Genomic DNA, 17,090 nt, shown 5'->3' with positions numbered 1-17,090 from the left:
TTTTTTCTTGATTATTTGGTGATACAATATTCACCACAAATTCTTCATCAAAACCACCTCCGACACAAGCGTATGGATAAGTATTTTCTTTATTTTGCTGTTGCTCTTTTTCAATTAGAATACCAGTGCGATCGCTAATTCGTAATTTTGTCCCTGGTGGTAATTTTTCACCTTCAGAACTACTTAAAATTAGTAGTAAACTCCACTCTTTTTCAACTTCAGAAATTAACCAAGTAACTGCATAAAGATAAATTTCATTACCTCCTAAATTAAAGTGTTTATAACAACAACCAATATGAGGAGGAATATCCATTCTGTTACCATGATTAATTTGGTTAAGAATTTTCTCTAATCTTTCCTCATCTTTTCTTGTAGGTTTTCTCCGTGCAGGTGATACTGGAGATAATAAATTCCAGGATAGTGAATCAGCAACTACATCTGTTTGATTTTGTAACCAATATCTAACATTTACAGCTTTTGTTGTCACCAGTTCCAGTAAATCTGACAAATAGATATTAGCCTTTTCTTTACTCATTTCAGATAAATTTACTGAAGGTTTCGGTAAAGGAATAGCTGTAGGTTCTAAACAGCGAAAGTTTAGCAATAATTTATCTACTTTACTATCAAATAATTGCACAGGTATTTGATAAACATTATTAGATTTTTTCTGTGATTTTTTCTTCATATTTACTAATTGATTGTATGTTAAAAATCCACGAATAGCAGCCAAATTTGACTCTTCTACCACTTCTACTGCTACATAAAAATGAGCAGTAAATTCTGGTAAAGTAATTACAAAATCAGGAATATTTACCTCTTCAAATAAATTCATAACCATCAAACAGACCTGAAAATTTCCCACTCTAATGTTAGAAACAGCAGGAATTAAATTAGCATATTCTGATTGAAAAATTGAACAATTAGTTTGATCTACAAATAATTCAGGGACTCTTTCTGCTAACCATTCTTGAAAAGCAAAAAAACCCAAAGTATGAATATAAGTTTGCCATTGTTGTTCATATTCTTTGATATTACTAACCATTTCTAAGGCTGCTTCAATATGTTCTGGTTTGAGGTTAATTTCGTTAGTTGGAAAACTTTCAAACTCAGGATAAAATTCAGAAGATTGTGCATTATTCATAATAATTATTTCCTTGATTAATGTAAACAAATAGCTCTCAGATTTTGAAGTCAATAACTTACTAAGGATGATGATATTTGATTAATAACTTTTAATTCTCCTTGGAGGACTAATTTATCCTTCCCAACAAGATGAATTAATAGCTAATAGCTGACGGTTGAATGATTACCAATTAATAATTAAGAGTTGATAGTCAATAATTATTCATTCAACAATTCGCGCCTGGAAACCTTCCGAAGGATTGGCGATAAATCAAAAATTTTCATGATTAGTCAATCTCCTTCTTTAAAGAAGAGGTAATTATTAATTATTAATTGTTCATTTTACAAAAAAAATAGAAGTTGCAGTTTTTTAGTCAGACAAAGAAAGAAAAAGTTTTAATGTAAGCCTTCAGCTTTTAGCTATCAACAGTCAGCAAATCTTATCTAAACTTTAACATGGCTTAAATGAATATCAGCTTTGCGGAATGCTGAATGCTTACTGAATAATTAAGAGTTGATAGTCAATAATTATTCATTCAACAATTCGCGCCTGGAAGTCTTGGGAAGGATTCGCGATAAATCAAAAATTTTCATGATTAGTCAATCTCCTTCTTTAAAGAAGAGGTAATTATTAATTATTAATTGCTGAACAATGTTTTGCTTGCTAATTATAACTTTCTATTCTATTCAAATATTTACGAATAGCATCAGCAAATAAACTATTAAATTGAGCATTTTTCGCCTTTCTACCAGCAGATTCTGTTTTAGCATTCTTAATTATTTTATCTACTTCTTCATTTAATATTTCATTTAATTGTTGTTCTAAAATCTGCAGGTTTTCCGAGCTAGTGTAGTATTTTGCTAATTCTTTTACTTGTGGCTTTAAATCTACAATAATCTCTTGACCAACATCCTCCCGGAGTTCCTTTAATTTAAGTAAACGACTAACTTGATACTGTTTTTTATGGCCAATTTGATGAGCAATTTCTCCCATTTTAAAACCTTGATAAAACAACTTCAATGCAGTCAAGAAATCTTTATGTTTAGATGGTGTTATTTTCTCGAATTGAATAACACGATTCTGAATAACTTTTGCCACAGACTTATGTAAACAATTCTGAATTATTCGGGTATAATCCTGCAAAAAAGCTTGCTGTTCATTATGCTCAAAATTGGGGTCAGGAATTTGTTCAATTGTCTGGTTGATTTCCGGATTTTCGATATTTTCAACAGGTGGCAAACCTACTTTTATGGCAATTCTATATTCCCGTAAATTTTGAGCAATATTTTGGAGTCTTTTCCGAACATTTTCAGGAGATAAATTCTGAGTATTCGACGATATTTTAGCAATTCTTTGTAGTTGCTCTAATGTCGGTTCTTGACATTTACCTCTGATTTTAGTTCGTAAACGGTCTTGACGATAAACAGCATGATAATTTTCCAATAAAATTTTATCTTGCTGAAGTTCTGCCAATGCTAACCCTAAATGTTTTAATTCACTAGAAGTTGCTCTATTTAAAATTCCCCAATCTGTAGCTAGATAAACATTATATTGGAGCAAAAAATCCTTCAGTGGGTGATGACATTTGATCATCCAACTTATCCAAATTGATAAACTACCTTTTTTATTAAGTTGATATGTTGTCAAAATTTCCGTAGCTAAAGATTGATAACTACTGGTTTTATTGGTAGCGATCGCATCATCAAGCAAGATAGGAGATAAGTCATTACAGGTAATACGATATTTTCCTCGAAATTGCTTTTCCAAAGACAAGCAATACTCCCAAATTTTATTAGAGATAAAGCAACGTAAACAAAGTTCAGCTTGAGAAGAAGTTTGCCATCTTTCGATTAGATAGTTTTCAATTTCTATCTCTTGCTCTTTGGACACTTGTGATAAGTTGGCCACTTCTGGAAACTGCTCCAGCAAGAAATTTTTGGCATTTTCAATTTCTTGAATGCGACGGCCTCCATTAGTCCCAACCCCGATAAAGTTCCAATATTGAGATGTAGCAGTCATAGTTGTTATTTCTGACCCCCTTTTTTGGTACACATCAAGAATTTGTCCTAAATCTCAAAATGGACATAGGCGAAAATTCCCCTTATTTCTATATCAAGTTAAATGTGAGAAATCTATGCAGTTTTGGTACTTAGGGCTTGCTGATTAAGTATAAAAGTATTAATAGATAAAGATTTTAGCCTTTTTAAGTCCTGATTGATCGGGAACCGTAAAAGTACGGACTTTTTGGCTGTTGTTGTCTCAAAATGGTAGAATTTTGACTCTGATTATCAGAAAATTTATAAGTGTTCCCTTACTTCACTAGCAGACTTTTTCAGCCAACCCTACTTAGGTTTTGCTTACGGAAAATCTTTTTGTTCAGGTAAGAAGTAGTTACAGCAATTTCGGAGGGGCGTGAGGTACAAAATTTTATTTAGTAATTTTAGTAACACAACCTTCGGTGGTTGTTATAGCAAACAAAGGCTGAACTGTAGTAGGTGTTAAGTATACCTCACCATCCTCATGCATTGCTATAAGATTTACAGAGGAGTTGGCCGAAAAAAAAGTAAGAGTGATTTTTCTATCATAGTCAGCCAAAAATGCTCAAATTTTGATTTTTCGGGAACCGTACCTCAGTAGCTTAAATGCCAGTGCTTTGATTAGAGATTCTATAGTCAAAGTCTGTGCAATGTAGATTATTAACTCTTAAAAATTAGAACGATATTAGTTTATTGCGGAAATGTGTGGCTTTAGTTGTAGCAGTCCCAAGAGGGATTTGGAGACCAAACCCCGCATTTATAAATATTACAACCTATTTACGGTTCCTATAATAGTTTAAAATAGTAAAAATACACCAACTATAATTTAAAACCAATGAATAAACTATTAGAAAAACTGAATATCCAAGTAAAAATTTTAGGAAGTATTGTTGCTATTCTTTGGATTGTGCAAATTCTTAATGCCGAATTTTTAGCCGGAAGATTAAATTATTACGGTGGGATTCATCCTCATACTTCTATGGGAATTACTAATATTTTTTTCGCCCCATTTTTGCATGGTAGTTATACTCACTTAATAGCTAATATTGTGCCACTAATCACTTTAGCTTGGCTAATCATGTTACGAGGATTTCGTGATTTTTTCTTTGTGAGTATTGTAACTATAATTGTTAGTGGTTTAGGTATTTGGTTTTTTGGTTCTCCAGGTTCTATTCATATCGGTGCTAGTGGTTTAATTTTTGGCTATTTTGGTTTTTTATTACTCCGAAGTATATTTGATTTTAGCATTTTATCAGTTATATTCGCCTTAACTGCTGGTTTTCTCTACAGTGGTTTAATTTGGGGTATTTTGCCTTCCGATCCTGATGTATCTTGGGAAGCACATTTATTTGGTTTTCTAGGTGGAATATTGGCAGCTCAACTTTTGGGAAAAAGCAAAAGAAATAGATAATTTAATAATGAATAATGAATAATGAATAATGAATAATTAATAATTAATAATTACCTCTTCTTATCAAAAAGAGGATTGACTAAAAGGAACTTTTTTTCTTTTTTCTCGATGAATGGAGAGGCTTTATACCTTAGCTTTTCGGTAAATAGGTTGGCGTTTGGGCAAAAAGAATATTTTTCATAAGCTAAAGATAGCCTGAGAAAGGCTAATGCTCTATACCTATCTTTAACTGCTATTCTATTTCTTACTCTCTACTCTCTACTCTCTACTCCCTACTCCCTACTCCCTACTCCCTACTCCCTACTCCCTACTCCCTACTCCCTACTCCCTAATTATATGAACTTACCTTCTTTTCTGTGGCTGTGGAAAATAGCAGCTTGGTCTATGGGTCTTTCCCTATTTGCTTACTCATTATTAGCTCTAAGTGGTAGTTGGATGTTTTTTGTTCGCCATAATAAACAAAAACGCCCCCAATGGTTGCGACCTTTTCATTATATTATTGGGGGAATAATGGTATTTTTAGTGATTTTGTTACTGGCAATTGGTTTAATGGGAACTATTGGTTATTATGGTAACTTGGGTCATTCTGCTCATTTACCTGCTGGTTTAACAGTGGTGACTTTGGTATTAGTTTCCGCTTGGAGTGCAACTCAGATTAATAGTAAACAAAAATGGGCGCGATCGCTCCATATTACTACGAATATTATTCTATTATTTAGTTTTGCCACAGTGTCTTTGACAGGTTGGAGCGTTGTACAGAAATATTTGCCTTAAAAGACTTTTATATTTACAGGACTAAAGCCATGAACGCTATTAGTAGTTAACGTCAGTGTCACGCACCGATACCCTATATATAGTCCCTTTGCGTAAGTCCTAATTTAATCAACCAGCCCTAAATAGTATAGTTGAAAATAGAGTCAATTTTTTTGTTTTCTACTGACTCTTTTCCATAGTCTATTACGACATTTTCAAAAGTATTTTTCTATGGAACGCTACCAACTAAATTAACATCAGTTGTGTTATAATCCCTTTCGTTAATCTAATTCTATTGCCAATGGTTTCGTCCAAATTACTATAACTAGAAAATGCAATTAATAACTTATCTATGGAGGAGAAAATATGGTTATTAGAAAAAATCGTGGTTCAAATGCGAAAATTAACAGAAGCTTCTAATTTTGAACAATAACTCAATTTAGAATCAGGCAATCTAAATGACTATTCTGAGGGCGATTCTTTGATTGGTTTATTTGCTGGTTCCCCAGATTTAGCTACTAATTCTGAGGATATTTTACAAGAGGTCTCTGTGTAGTAGATACTGGTTTTGTGGTAGCTTTGATGAATATAACTAATGCTAGACATATTGATTGAAGTAGCAGAAGTTTATCGGCAGCAACAACAAATTTTATTGTCACATATTGTGTTAGCTGAAGTTCCTTATTTAGGGCTTGCGTATGGAAATATGAAAGTATTGACAGATAAAATTTTTAGCCTTTTTAGGTAGGGAAAAAGTACCTATTTTTGAGCTGCTTAATGCACGGTTCCTGAAAAATCAAAAATTTACCATCTTCGGCTCATCGTTGGGCAAAAAAAAATTACTTTCCTGCTTCTCTACTCCCCTACTCCCCCGCTCCCGTAGGGACTATGCAACGTCCCTACCCTAAAAAAAGACTGAAGAAGCGCAAACCCTAAATAGGGTTTGCTGAAAAAGTATCAGTGGTAGAGCTAGAAGCCAGAAGCCAGAATCCAGAATCCAGAAGGAATAGTCATTACAGAAGAAGTAATCAGAAAAATCGTTCCTGAATTTTCTACCCTTATGTTGCCAAAAATCCTAGATTTTTGAAGCATTACTACCTAAAAGCTGGTACTTTATTAGTATCTGAAAATGGTCAAACCTTAAGCTCGTCAAAATTTTGATATTTCATCAACAAGCCCTAAATAGTCAAAACAATCTTACCAATCATCGAACCTCCCTCTAACATTCGATGTGCTTCTATGGCATCATCCAAAGCAAAAGTTTTATTCACAGAAATCTTAAGTTTTCCTTGTTCAAATAACCGCCCACATTGCTGCAAAATTTTAGCTTGATCTTCTTGAGCTTCAGTCAATCCTTTCATCATTGGAGTTAACATTAATTCTAAACTTATTCTGAGATTTCTTTGCCTAGCAATTTTCAAATTTCCCAAGCTATAATTTGGCTCTAAAATTGTTACTAAATCACCATAAACTTTCACGGCTGGAATAGTGTCATAAAAAACTTTTCCGCCAATAGTATCAAAAGCTAAATCTACCCCTTCTCCATCAGTCCAATCTAAAATAGTTTCGACAAAATTAGTATCCTTAAAAATCGTTAAATCTGCACCTAATTTTTTCACAAAATCTGCTTTTTCTTCTGAACTAATAGTAGTAGCAACCTCAGCACCTTGTAACTTTGCCAACTGTATAGCTACATGACCAACACCACCAGCACCACCATGAATCAAAACCTTTCTACCTGGTTGTAAATTTCCTCTGTCATATAAAGATTCCCAAGCAGTAATTAAAATTAATGGTGCAGCCGCAGCTTCAACAAAGCTTAAACAAGTTGGTTTTTTGGCGACAAATCTTTCATCTACAACAGCTAACTCGGCATAATTTCCTGAAGTTAATCCAATACCACTATTACAAAAATAAACTTCATCTCCCACTTGAAACTTTTGTACATTTTTACCAATTTCTTTGACAATACCAGCTCCATCACATCCTAAAATAGCTGGCATTTGGTCTGGGTAAAGAGTACCACGAGTGCGTAACTTAGTATCAATAGGATTTACTCCAGCAGCTTTTAAACTGACTAATATTTCCCGATCATTTTCAATTATTGGGTCAGTAACTTGCTGCACTTGTAAAACTTCTGGCGTCCCTGGAGATGTCATTAAAACTGCTTTCATAATTTTAAAGTTAAGAAGGTAGAAGGTAGAAGGTAGAAGGTAGAAGGTAGAAGGTAGAAGGTAGAAGGTAGAAGTGAACTAATATTTCCTTCTGTATCCCCCCTTTCAAAGGAGGGAAGAGGGGATTAAGTGTAACTATTTAACCGGACATGATATTACGCAGAGACCGGGTTTATGAAGAAAATTTCATGGTTACAATAACAAGATCACGGTAATAAACCCGTTTTCTTTGGTTGGTTTGCGTAACTCCCATTTATATTATAGCGCTTTCCACTACCTGTGAAGTACACCTCATACGGGCAAGATAACCGCACTACAATATTTTCAGCGAAAAATAAAGGAAAGAAGAAGCTTGATATTATTAGGACTTACATAGAAACCCGCTTTATGAAGAAAATTTCGTGGTTATAACAACAAGATCACGGTAATAAACCCGTTTTCTTTTAACAGAAACTACTGAATCGACACACCTAAAATGGTGCATTAGGGAATCAGACTCTGTAGGGGAGGGTTACGGTTCCCGAAAAATCACAACGAAAGTTAAGGATTTTTCATACTTCTGTCAGCTAAACCCACCCCCATAATATAAGTCACCGTCTTAGGGGCAGGTTTATGTAAATTAGGACTTGCGCAAAGGCACTATACATGGCGTATTGGTGCGTTACGATATCCGCTAACACACCCTACTGGAGTGTTTCAGCTAAAACTGTGCATTAGATAAGATACTGTAGGGGCGGGTTTTACAAGTGAGTTAACGAGTTTTCATGGGTTTCTCAGATCAACCCCCCCCATATCATCTGAGCCACCTCTCAGGGGCGGGTTTATGTAAATCCTAGAGTAAGCATGAAAATTTCTGATCAAACCCGCCCCTACCTATTGCATCATTTTAGATGAAACAATACACTACCAATAGCGTTCATGGCTTTAGTCCTGTAAATCTTAGAGTAAGCATGAAAATCTCTGATCAAACCCGCCCCTACCCCATGCACACTCATTAGATGTGTCAGTCTACTACATAGTTAAAGACTGAGGATTAGTTTCAATCAACTTTGCCAAATCTTGTAAGAAAGCAGCAGCATCAGCACCATAAATAATGCGATGGTCACAAGTAATATTCACCTGCATTTGTCGCTTAACTCCCAGCATCCCATCAGGAGTTGCCACTACTTGAGGTTGAGATGCACCAATAGCTAAAATGGAACCTTGACCAGGTGGTAAAATAGCATCAAACGTATTTACCCCAAACATTCCCAAATTAGATAAAGTAAAAGTACCCGTACTATATTCATCTGGTTGTAACTGTTTTGCCCGCGCCTTTTCTACTAAAGTTTTCCAAGTACGAGACAAAGAATAAATATCCATCTTGTCCGCATTTTGTAATACTGGTGTAATTAAACCACCATCTGGCATTGCTACGGCCACAGAAATATTAATTCCGGCAGGATGCTGAATACCCTGTTCCACATAAGCAGCATTTAGCAAAGGATGTTTTTGTAAAGTCATTGCTACCGCTTTTGCTAACATAGCAGTCATGGTGACACCCTTAGATTTAATCTGTTTGTATAACCCATCTAAATTATCTGTGGCGATCGTATAACCAACGTGGAATGTAGGTACAGATAAACTTGCCATCATATTCCGTACCACTGCATTTTGTAAAGTATTCATTGGCACAACTTGACCAGGAGTTACTGGGGTCGGAGGTGCAGATGGTATCGGAGGTGCGGGAATAGATGGTTGAGTAGGAACGACAGGAGTAGCAGTTTTTGCCGATACAGCTACGGTCGTCGGAGTACGACCCGCTGCTTTTTCCACATCCTCTGCCACAATACGACCATGAGGACCAGTACCTTTGAGGGTATTCAAATCTACTTTCAAGTCTTTGGCCAATTTCCGGGCACGAGGAGAAGCAATAACCCGGCCATTACGAAGACTGGAATTATCTTGGACTTCTGTTGTTGTAGTAGCGGGAGCTGTGGCAACAGCAGTTCCAGAGCTAGATGCAGTATCAGAAGTTGTTTCTGGCTTTGCTGTAGCTCCTCCCTGCTGTTTAGCTTGTTCAATTTCTGCTTCAGTTTCGGCCAATAAAGCTATGGTTGAACCTACTGGAGCAACATCTCCGGCGGCTACAACTATTGTGGCCAAATATCCAGAGGAAAAGGACTCTACATCCATATCGGCTTTGTCTGATTCTACCACTAAGACGGTTTCACCTTTTTCTACCCAATCACCAGGGGATTTTTGCCAAGAAACAATTTTTCCCTCGGTCATAGTGGAACTTAGAGCAGGCATAAATATGTCGTTAATCATGTTAGTTTTCCTTCGTTTTTTTTCGAGCAAATTTGTAAATGGAATTAGCTATTAGCTGACTACTATTGAAGTAGAAAGATAATATCTAAAGGCTATTTAAAGACTTCAGAAATCAGCTTTTTTGAGAAGGGGATTTCAACTCCTTCTCAAATTCAATATCATAGAAGAAAGCCTTCAGTAGTTCAGCAATCAGCAGTCAGCTTTTTTTGACAAGAGGATTTCAACTCCTTCTCAAATTCAATATCATATAAGAAAGCCTTTAGCAGTTCACCAATCAGCGGTCAGGTTTTTTTCTGAAGGATATTTCAACCCTTCCTAAAATTCAATATTATAAGAATTATAGGAGTCAGAAATTTCAACCCAAGTTTTTCTGTTTGGAAATACTCCGCAATCAAGATACCTAAATAAATTAGGCACAAATTTTTAGGCTAGTAGCTAATAGCTGAATACTTATAAATTTTCTTTTAAACATCACCCCGTACTTCTTCAATTACTCCATCCCGAAGCAGAATTTCTACTTGCATTTTTTTGACCAAATTATCTCCAATATCTGCCGTAAATACACTTTCTATTTGACCTTGATTAACTTGTTGTTCTAGTTCTAATGATTGTACTTGTTGTAATTGTTGTAGAGCTTGATTTTTCTGCTCCAAAAGTTCATTTTTCTTTTGATTTACCTGCAATTGAATATTTTCAATTTGCTGTTTGATTTGGGGACCTGGAGGTTGTACACTTTGCTTTTGAATTTCAGAAATTGCCTTTTGTCCTTGCATTTCTAGCTGCTGTAATTGGCTATCTAAACTATTAATTTGAGCTTGCAATTGTTGTTGAGCTTCTTCTTTCCAACGTGGAGTAACAACCACTTTAACATTAATTGCTCGCTTTAGAAGTAATTGTGTTTGAGAATATTCCATAAAATTTTCTGTTTCAGTTTATTTCTGTTTGTACATTTGAGGTAACATAGCAGTTGAAGCAAAGGTTAGGATTTCTAAATCCTATTTCTCCTAACTACTCCCTACTCCCTACTCCCTACTCCCTAATTAGTTTGATTTTAGATGATTTCGATCAAAAAACTAAATCAAAAATAATTAGGGTTTGCTGATAAAATCTAATAGGATTTATTTGTAGATTCTGTAGCCTTTTGGGAGCAAAAAAAAGTGCAACCTTTTGTAGTTCTAAACTAGCAAAAAGTTACCATTTTAGGCAAACAAATAAAAAGCTCTGCCCTAATCCCTAATTAATTAGGGCTAGCTGATTAAATATAGAAGCATTGATAGATAAAGGTTTGAGGATTTTTAGGTCAAAAAAAGTACCAGATTTTTGCCTCAGAAGGCTGAAAAATTTAGTATTTAGGTAAGAGTTGGGCATAGTTAGGCAAGGGATAATTTTACGGTTTCCGAGAAATCCGATTTATCCGGAACCGTGTAACTCCTCTATAACTCCCTATTCCTCTTGAATCTGTCGGGACGTTGCATAACAAAAATGCGTTTCATTTTGCCCAGCAAAACGTCCCTACCTACTCCCCTACTCCCCTACTCCCCTACTCCCTCCCCTACTGCCCTACTGCCTACTCCCTACTCCCTAATTAATTAAACATTCCGTTAATCATATCGCGGTAATACTCCGTGACAATAGGACGTTTAATCTTCATGGTTTGGGTCATCATGCCATTTTCTATTGTAAATGGCTCCAAAATCAAGCTAAATGATCCAATCCGATCGTCTGGCCGATATCCAGGACGATTTTTTACCTCTCTATTCAATTCTTGACGGAACAAATCTTGAATTGCTTGACTATTCCAGTCAATTTGTGGTAATGACTCTGAAGTTTTACCTTGATTAACCCATAACTGCACAGCCTCAACATTTGGTACAATTAAAGCCCCCAGAGATTTCTGGTCTTGCCCCACCAACATAATTTGGTCTATATATTGACTCCGGGCACAGGCATCCTCAATCGGTTGAGGTTCAATATTCTCCCCATTAGTCAAAACAATTGTATCTTTTGCTCGTCCAGTTAAGACTAAATCATTTCTAGGAGTCATCCAACCAATATCGCCTGTATTAAACCAACCCTCTGAGTCAATAACTTTTTTGGTTGCTTCAGGATTTTGATAATAACCAACCATAATTTGTGGACCCTTCCCTAAAACTATTCCTTTCTCTCCCGGAGGTAAAGTTTTGCCAGTTTCTGGCTCTACTATTTTAATCTCAGTTCCCGGAAGACTTCTGCCAGCAGACCCCCGCAAATTTTGCCAATGGTATCGAGCGGTCAAAACTGGGGAAGTTTCGGTTAAACCATATCCAACTAATAAATCTATACCAACTGCTTCAAAGAAATTTTCTAGGTGCATTGCTAGGGAACCACCCCCACTAACAGCAAATTTTAACCGACCTCCGGTAGCTTGACGGATTTTTTGATAGACAATTTTTTCTCCCAAAATATGAAGAGGTAATAATACCCAACTTTTTAAGGTAGCCAACAATTTCTCAAATAGAGAGGGTTGGTTAAGTTTTAAAACTAATCCTTGACTAATACGCCTAGATGTAATATACATCTGACTTATATTGAAGAAAAAGTTGGCTAATTTTTGTTTATTTGCTGGTTGTTCCCGTAGTTGTTTTTGTACTCCGTCATAAATTAATTCCCAAATCCTGGGCACGCTCATAACGTAGTGGGGTTTGTGTTCTTGGAAATCCTTTTTTAGATAACGCTTATTAGTATAAATTTGGGTACACCCCTGGGAGAGGAAAAAATATTCTCCTGTTCTACCAAAACTATGCCATGTTGGTAATATATTTAAGGTGCATTCTCCTGGTTCTGGTTGTAAAATTGCACCTATACTATTGATTTGATAGAGCAAGTTGCCGTGGGTGAGCATTACTCCTTTGGGTTTACCTGTAGTTCCGGAAGTGTAGAGTAGGGTAGCGAGAGTTTCCAGATTTTGATTGGTTGGTTTAAGGGAGCGGTCTTCTCCTGTGGCAATGACTTGGGAAAATTTGACTACGGGTAAACTGCCGTCAGGGTTTGGGTCTTCCTCAGATAGGAGAATAACTAAATGTATAGGTAGGTCTTGGAGGCGATCGCTCAATTTCTGCAACAGGGCCAAGTTTTCGACGACCAAACTAATACTGCCACTATTCTGAAGAATATAAACCAATTCTTCTACATCAGCAGTGCCACTTCTAACTACATCTGCTGCACCCGCCATAATAATACCTTGGTCAGCTATCATCCACCTGGGACTATTGTCAGCAAATAAGGCAACTCTTGGCGGTGGAGATGTGTTGTTGTCTGTGGGTACAACCCCCAAGGATTGTAAACCAGCAGCAAACTTTTGAATTTGTTGATTGAGTTCTTCGTAGGTAAATTTTACTTCTGGTGTGGCGTGGGGGTCATATAGGGCAGTAGTTTTGCCGAAATATTGGGCAGCTAAAGGCCATATTTCTGGGAGAGATTGAACATTGTCATAGAGAGTGACTTTTTGGAGATTGGCACGTTCGCGATCGCTCATTTGCCAAGAGTTGGGAGAGGAGGGAGATTGGGTAGATGTGGTCATTGTCTACTTCCTAAAACTATTGGTGACAAATCTATTATCTAAGAATTTTAGATAACTTGGCTAATTTGAGGGACGATTTTTTAACTTACATATATCATTGATTTGTTCTTATTTTGCCAGAGTAACCAGTAGGGTGTGTTTCGCTGCGCGACATGAAAAGCGTTTGCGCAGCATTCCCTAGGAAAGCTTAACGCACCGAAAGATTAGATATTTCCAGAAAAAAGAGAGTAGAAATTATAGAGAAAGAATTAATAATTTCTGTAAGAAAATTGATTTTATGTTTTTATTATTGGAGGTCTATTGAAAGATAGTTGGTGCGTTACGCTTCGCTAACGCACTACTGGACCTTTGGCAAAATATGAGGCAGCGCCACCCCCAAGTCAAAATTCAAAATTCAAAATTCAAAAGTAATTTATGATAGTATTCTTGATGTGTATCAACTGTCAAAATTCCCAATTTAATGATTGTTAAGTAAACGAAATCTACCTTATACAAGTTGATGTAAAAGATTAGAATTAACTTTCTCCAAAAAAAAATGATTAACAGAATACTTAGGAATCGTTATCAAATTAAATCTCAGTTAGGACAAGGTAATTTTGGAACTACTTACCTAGCAATTGATTTATCCCATTCTCATCATCCTCAATGTGTGGTTAAACAACTAACTCCATTAGACCAGCGACCTGAAGTTTTTCAACTTGCTAAACGTTTATTTGAAAAAGAAGCAAAAGCTTTAAAAAACTTGGGTAAACATAATCAGATACCTACGTTTTTTGACTATTTTGAAGAGGCAGGACAATTTTATTTAATACAAGAATTTGTTGCAGAAAATAACTTAACAAAAGAGATCGATCCTAATAAAAAGTTTACCGAAAATGAGACTATTAAACTATTAATTGGAATCTTAGAAGTTTTAAAATATGTACATCAGCAAAATGTAATTCATCGTGACTTAAAACTTGAGAATATTATGCGGAGAAAATCTGATGGCAAAATTGTTTTGATAGATTTTGGGGCAGTTAAAGAAATTAAAGGATTAACTGTAACCAGTGGAGGTCATACAATGACAACAATGGTAATAGGAACTCCTGGATATATGCCTAGCGAACAAGCAGCAGGTAAACCTAAATTTTGTAGTGATATTTATGCTGTAGGAATGATCGCTATTGAGGCATTAACTGGAATGCGGGTAAATAAGTTTCCCGAAAATCCATCCACTGGTGAAATTATTTGGAAAAACCAAGTTGATGTGAGTAAGGATTTGGCTCTGATTCTGGATAAAATGGTATTGTATGACTGGAGAAGTCGCTATCAAAATGTTGATGAAGTGATAACCGAATTAAAGAATATAGGTAAAACCCCTGTTTCTATGAAACGTTTGGGAATTTTTTCTGGTATTATTGCTTTCGGTGTTCTTGCTTTTGTAATTCTTACTTCTATATTCTCAAAAGGAGTCATGGAAGCAGGAGTGGGAAAAGATGTGGAAGCAATGTACAAGCATTTGGATGATTTCGCAGCAGCAGGAAAATGGCGCAAAGCAGATCAACAAAATTGGCAATTAATTAACCAAGTTGGCGATCGAGATGGAAATTATTCTTACATATCTAAAGAAGAGGCAAATAATTTTTCTTGCTCAGATTTGCAACGAATAAATCAAATTTGGAGAGAAAGATCGAACGGTAAATTTGGCTACACTTCTCAACTTGAGGTGATTCAAGAAAATGGGGATACCCTGAAAGCTGTGAGAGATGAAGATGTTCGGGCTTTGCGACGGTTCGCGATCGCTGTAGGATGGAAAACAGGTACAGATGAGGATGGTAATGGCTACCTCTTGCAGGAGGAGAACCTGAAGTTTACGATAGATGCTCCCAAGGGACATCTCCCCAACGGACATCCCACCAGTAACTATGAAAATAAAATTTTCATTTTAACTAAGGTTGCTGGCTGTAAATTATGATCTGAAGAGAGTTACCAAATCTGTCAACTTCTTTTTTTTTGCATAATTTAATTCTCCTTAAAACGAATATTAATTGACTTTGATCTGAATTTTTATTTATGAACAGAATATTACGAATTAAACTGCTAAGACTGATACTCCTTAGTTTCATAGTCTTTAGCGTCGCTGCTTGTGATTCTAATACTCAATCAAGTAGTAAGACTATTCCAGATAATGGTGAAACTCTTTCAGATAATAGTAGCAATATTTCAGAGCGGATTACATTTGGAGAAAAATCTTTAGCACCTCCTAAAGAGAGCTTTAATCCTCAAAGAGAAATAGCAGTTATTGCAATAACGAATGGGCAATTTGATACTGCCATCAGAATTTTAACTGATTACTTGAAATCTGAACCTAACGATCCAGAAGCTCGAATTTTTCTGAATAACCTAGAAATTGAAAAAATTAAAAAGCCCTCTACAATAGCTGTATCTATGCCATTCAGCAGTGAGTTACCCAAGTCTTTGGAAGTTTTGCGTGGAGTTGCCCATGCTCAGTATGACTGGAACCAGAAGAATAATGATTTAAGAGGAAATGGAGCAATGCTGAAGATAGCAATTGCTAGTGATGATAATGATACAATCTATGATAATGATGCAGAAACTGCGAAAAAAGTTGCCACAGAGTTAGGGAAGAGAAAAGAAATACTGGGAGTGGTTGGACATTACTCAAGTGAAGCTTCTAAAGCAGTAGCGGATATGTATAAAAATTCTCAACTTGTATATATTTCTCCTACCAGTACCTCTGTTTCTTTGACAGGTACTCCTTATTTTTTTCGTACTGTACCGAGTGATAAAGTGGCTGCAGAAGCTTTAGTCAGATATGCTAAAGATAAGTTAGACGTAGAAAAAGCGGTAGTGTTTTATAACTCAGATAATGACTACAGCAAATCACTAAGAGAAAAATTTAGGAATGAATTTGGAAACTCGAATATTATTCTGGCGGATGACGATAATTGCGATCTATCTAAATGGTTAGACGATGACTCTTCAGACTGGGGGGAGAAAGCAGCTAATGTTCTCAGTGAAGCAGAAAAAGATAAAGATTCAGAAAATTTGTTAGTAGTGCTAGCTCCAACTTCTGGTGATTTAAGTAAAGCCTTGGAAATAGTCCGGGTTAACAAAAGAAGGTTCCCAATAGTAGCTGGAGATGCTGTCTATTCTTCCAAAACTATTGAGCAAGATCAAAATGCTTTAGGAATAATTGTAGCAGTAGCATGGCACATTGATGCAAATAACCAAAACTCAGATTTTCTCAATCGCGCTCAAAAACTTTGGGGAACTTCACAAGTGAGCTGGCGAACTATTACTGCCTATGATGCAACTATCGCTCTGGCGAAAGCAATTAATGATCAAACTGAACCAACTCGTGAAGGTGTTCAGGAGAAATTATCATCAGATTTTTCTTCACCTGGAGCGTTTGCAACTGTTAAATTTTTAGATACTGGGGACTATGATGGTGATATTCAGTTAGTGGAAGTGCAGAACACTGGTTCTGGGTATGACTTTGTACCTATTGATCCTTAAAAACAGGGAACAGGGAACAGGGAACAGGGAACAGGGGGGAGTAGGGGAGTAGGGGAGTAGGGGAGTAGGGGAGTAGGGGAGATGGTGCATAATAGAACTATTTTTATACTTTTTTCCCTATTTTACTTCTCGATTTCTTGACTCCTGTCTCCTGTCTCCTGACTCCCAATCCTCAATGCGTGTAAAGACCCCAAATGGGTTC

Annotated in this window: 10 protein-coding genes; 4 read left to right on the top strand and 6 right to left on the bottom strand. The window is 36.1% G+C overall.

Features of this window, described 5'->3' with window-relative positions; genetic code table 11:
* Together VKJ25_RS08595 and VKJ25_RS08590 are read right to left on the bottom strand one after the other, a co-directional pair.
* A partial coding sequence (locus VKJ25_RS08595) for a DUF1822 family protein (protein WP_324236211.1) occupies nucleotides 1-1,141 on the bottom strand: 1,141 nt, incomplete at its 3' end.
* A gap of 645 nt (nucleotides 1,142-1,786) precedes the next feature.
* Nucleotides 1,787-3,142 carry a hypothetical protein gene (locus VKJ25_RS08590; RefSeq protein WP_324236210.1) on the bottom strand — a complete coding sequence of 452 codons (1,356 nt, stop codon included), beginning with the start codon at nucleotides 3,140-3,142 and terminating at the stop codon, nucleotides 1,787-1,789.
* 852 nt (nucleotides 3,143-3,994) lie between these two features.
* Between VKJ25_RS08590 and VKJ25_RS08585 the strand changes: the two genes are divergently transcribed.
* A complete protein-coding gene (locus tag VKJ25_RS08585; protein ID WP_324236209.1) occupies nucleotides 3,995-4,570 on the top strand; it encodes a rhomboid family intramembrane serine protease in 576 nt (191 codons plus the stop codon).
* Between the two features lie 336 nt (nucleotides 4,571-4,906).
* Entirely contained in the window at nucleotides 4,907-5,344 is a 438-nt protein-coding gene (locus VKJ25_RS08580) for a DUF4079 domain-containing protein (RefSeq protein ID WP_324236208.1), read from the top strand.
* A gap of 1,157 nt (nucleotides 5,345-6,501) precedes the next feature.
* Here the strand turns inward: VKJ25_RS08580 and VKJ25_RS08575 are convergent.
* The 4 genes from VKJ25_RS08575 to VKJ25_RS08560 all read right to left on the bottom strand — a co-directional run bounded on the left by VKJ25_RS08575 (nucleotide 6,502) and on the right by VKJ25_RS08560 (nucleotide 13,366).
* Entirely contained in the window at nucleotides 6,502-7,497 is a 996-nt protein-coding gene (locus VKJ25_RS08575; RefSeq protein ID WP_324236207.1) for a zinc-dependent alcohol dehydrogenase family protein, read from the bottom strand.
* Nucleotides 7,498-8,508: 1,011 nt separating this feature from the next.
* Nucleotides 8,509-9,807, bottom strand: a complete 1,299-nt coding sequence (locus VKJ25_RS08570) for a dihydrolipoamide acetyltransferase family protein (RefSeq protein ID WP_324236206.1) — start codon at nucleotides 9,805-9,807, stop codon at nucleotides 8,509-8,511.
* Between the two features lie 464 nt (nucleotides 9,808-10,271).
* Nucleotides 10,272-10,721 carry a YlqD family protein gene (locus VKJ25_RS08565; protein ID WP_324236205.1) on the bottom strand — a complete coding sequence of 150 codons (450 nt, stop codon included), beginning with the start codon at nucleotides 10,719-10,721 and terminating at the stop codon, nucleotides 10,272-10,274.
* 671 nt (nucleotides 10,722-11,392) lie between these two features.
* Nucleotides 11,393-13,366, bottom strand: coding sequence for an AMP-binding protein (locus VKJ25_RS08560; RefSeq protein WP_324236204.1), 1,974 nt, complete (start codon nucleotides 13,364-13,366; stop codon nucleotides 11,393-11,395).
* Nucleotides 13,367-13,901: 535 nt separating this feature from the next.
* On the opposite strand from VKJ25_RS08560, the gene VKJ25_RS08555 reads away from it, so the two are divergent.
* Together VKJ25_RS08555 and VKJ25_RS08550 are read left to right on the top strand one after the other, a co-directional pair.
* On the top strand, nucleotides 13,902-15,323 hold the full coding sequence (locus VKJ25_RS08555; protein ID WP_324236203.1) for a serine/threonine-protein kinase: 1,422 nt from the start codon (nucleotides 13,902-13,904) through the stop codon (nucleotides 15,321-15,323).
* 98 nt (nucleotides 15,324-15,421) lie between these two features.
* Nucleotides 15,422-16,888 carry an ABC transporter substrate-binding protein gene (locus tag VKJ25_RS08550; RefSeq protein ID WP_324236202.1) on the top strand — a complete coding sequence of 489 codons (1,467 nt, stop codon included), beginning with the start codon at nucleotides 15,422-15,424 and terminating at the stop codon, nucleotides 16,886-16,888.
* Nucleotides 16,889-17,090 lie beyond the last annotated feature (202 nt).

This window comes from Okeania sp. (assembly GCF_035285525.1).
Taxonomy (GTDB): domain Bacteria; phylum Cyanobacteriota; class Cyanobacteriia; order Cyanobacteriales; family Microcoleaceae; genus Trichodesmium.
Note: the sequence above shows the minus strand (reverse complement) of the source record. Positions and strands in the feature narration are given on the sequence as shown.

Coding starts and splice junctions, on each gene's coding strand:
- VKJ25_RS08590 (WP_324236210.1), bottom strand. CDS start 3,142: ATGACTGCTACATCTCAATATTGGAACTTTATCGGGGTTGGGACTAAT.
- VKJ25_RS08585 (WP_324236209.1), top strand. CDS start 3,995: ATGAATAAACTATTAGAAAAACTGAATATCCAAGTAAAAATTTTAGGA.
- VKJ25_RS08580 (WP_324236208.1), top strand. CDS start 4,907: ATGAACTTACCTTCTTTTCTGTGGCTGTGGAAAATAGCAGCTTGGTCT.
- VKJ25_RS08575 (WP_324236207.1), bottom strand. CDS start 7,497: ATGAAAGCAGTTTTAATGACATCTCCAGGGACGCCAGAAGTTTTACAA.
- VKJ25_RS08570 (WP_324236206.1), bottom strand. CDS start 9,807: ATGATTAACGACATATTTATGCCTGCTCTAAGTTCCACTATGACCGAG.
- VKJ25_RS08565 (WP_324236205.1), bottom strand. CDS start 10,721: ATGGAATATTCTCAAACACAATTACTTCTAAAGCGAGCAATTAATGTT.
- VKJ25_RS08560 (WP_324236204.1), bottom strand. CDS start 13,366: ATGACCACATCTACCCAATCTCCCTCCTCTCCCAACTCTTGGCAAATG.
- VKJ25_RS08555 (WP_324236203.1), top strand. CDS start 13,902: ATGATTAACAGAATACTTAGGAATCGTTATCAAATTAAATCTCAGTTA.
- VKJ25_RS08550 (WP_324236202.1), top strand. CDS start 15,422: ATGAACAGAATATTACGAATTAAACTGCTAAGACTGATACTCCTTAGT.